Source organism: Kitasatospora sp. NPDC096204 (assembly GCF_044763205.1).
Taxonomy (GTDB): domain Bacteria; phylum Actinomycetota; class Actinomycetes; order Streptomycetales; family Streptomycetaceae; genus Kitasatospora.
Genome location: NZ_JBIWFT010000100.1, coordinates 1 through 1,569 on the forward strand (window position 1 = coordinate 1; position 1,569 = coordinate 1,569).

Consider the following 1,569-nt stretch of genomic DNA (forward strand, 5'->3'; position numbering starts at 1 on the left):
ACAGCTCGGTCGGGTGATCTTGTCGCGTGCCGCGAATGAAGGCAGGGCCTCTGGTGCAGCTCGGGGTTGTCGAGACCTTGAGCACGCCAGGAGGCCCTGTTGTCGCAGTTGTACGCCCTCGCACCGGTCGGCTCCAACTCGGCTGCCCGGGAGTGTGATTGTCTCGCCCACCGGTTCGGGAACGCCGGGAACAACCCGCACAGACGACCGAGGTACCCCTCGGACATGACCGATACGGAATGGGCCGTCGTGCGCGACGCGATGCCCGTGCCCGCCTGGCTGGAGGGCAGAGGTGGGCAGCCGGAGGGCTACTGCCACCGGCAGCTGGTCGACGCGGTGCGCTACCTGGTCGCGGGCGGCATCACCTGGCGGGCGATGCCTGCGGACTTCCCCGCATGGGACCGCGTCTACGCGTTCTTCCGGCGCTGGCGGGACAGGGGCCTGGTCACCGAGTTCCACGACCGGCTGCGGGATCGGGTCCGTGAGGCGGCGGACCGCGATCCGGAGCCGACCGCGGGCATCATCGACGCCCAATCGGTGAAGGCGGCGGCGTCGGTGCCGGCCGCAAGCCGGGGGTTCGACGGCGGGAAGAAGGTGAACGGCCGCAAGAGGCACATCGTCGTGGACACCCTCGGGCTGCTGCTGACGGTGCTGGTCACCGCGGCCTGCGTCACCGACCGTGAGGCCGGCGGGACGTTGCTGGGGCGGCTGCGGATGCGGCACTGGCGCATCGCGCTGGTGTGGGCCGACGGCGGCTACACCGGGCGCCTGGTCGACGTCGCCCGCGACGTTCTGCGGATCGTGCTGAGCGTGGTCAAGCGCAACGACGGCGCCACCGGGTTCACCGTGCTGCCCAAGAGGTGGCTGGTCGAGCGGACGTTCGCGTGGCTGATGCGCTCACGCCGCCTGGTCCGCGACTACGAGACCCGCGCTGACACCTCCGAGGCGATGATCCGGTGGTCGATGACCATGGTCATGAGCCGCCGGCTCGCCCGGCGACCACGCTGAACATCCCCGGGCGGTCCTCGGCCAGCCAGCCCCGCGCGGCCAGGCGCTTCACCTTCGACCGCACTCCCTCCACCTTCGCCGCGACCACCTTCAGACCCAAGGCCGCCGCGAGCTGCCGACAGTCCATCTCCTCCCCGCTCCCCGCCAGGACCTCCACGAGCCGCTGGTAGTCCGGCGCCAGCGCGTCGGGAGCGGGCCCTTCCCTCCAGGCGGGAACCACCGATCCGGGCACCGCCCTTGCGACCCGCGCAGGCCGTTCACCGGCCGCCCCGGCCGGCGACGCCTCCTTGCCCGCAGCAGGTCCTGCCAGGACTTCGGCCACCGTCTGACGGGCGATCACGAACCGCTCCCACGCGGCTTCCGCCTCCTGCAGCTCAACCTGCAGATCCTCCACCCGCTGCCGGGCGGCACGCTCGCGCTCCTCCAGCAGCCCCATCACCGACGGCATCCCGCACCTCCACCGCAGAGACCACACGACACCCCGTCTCTGCCACCGAGGCGCCGACACTATCCCTGACCAGCAGAAACACACCCACCACTATCGGAAAGACAACGGCTTCT

At 70.9% G+C, this 1,569-nt stretch carries 2 protein-coding genes; one reads left to right on the forward strand and one right to left on the reverse strand.

Annotated features, from left to right (window positions below; all coding sequences use genetic code 11):
* Positions 1 to 225: 225 nt before the first annotated feature.
* A complete protein-coding gene (locus tag ACIQ87_RS40280; RefSeq protein ID WP_402417244.1) occupies positions 226 to 1,008 on the forward strand; it encodes an IS5 family transposase in 783 nt (260 codons plus the stop codon).
* Here ACIQ87_RS40280 and ACIQ87_RS40285 read toward each other — a convergent pair.
* Positions 974 to 1,456, reverse strand: coding sequence for a hypothetical protein (locus ACIQ87_RS40285; RefSeq protein ID WP_402417246.1), 483 nt, complete (start codon positions 1,454 to 1,456; stop codon positions 974 to 976). The genes ACIQ87_RS40280 and ACIQ87_RS40285 overlap by 35 nt on opposite strands.
* Positions 1,457 to 1,569 lie beyond the last annotated feature (113 nt).

Coding starts and splice junctions, on each gene's coding strand:
- ACIQ87_RS40285 (WP_402417246.1), bottom strand. CDS start 1,456: ATGCCGTCGGTGATGGGGCTGCTGGAGGAGCGCGAGCGTGCCGCCCGG.
- ACIQ87_RS40280 (WP_402417244.1), top strand. CDS start 226: ATGACCGATACGGAATGGGCCGTCGTGCGCGACGCGATGCCCGTGCCC.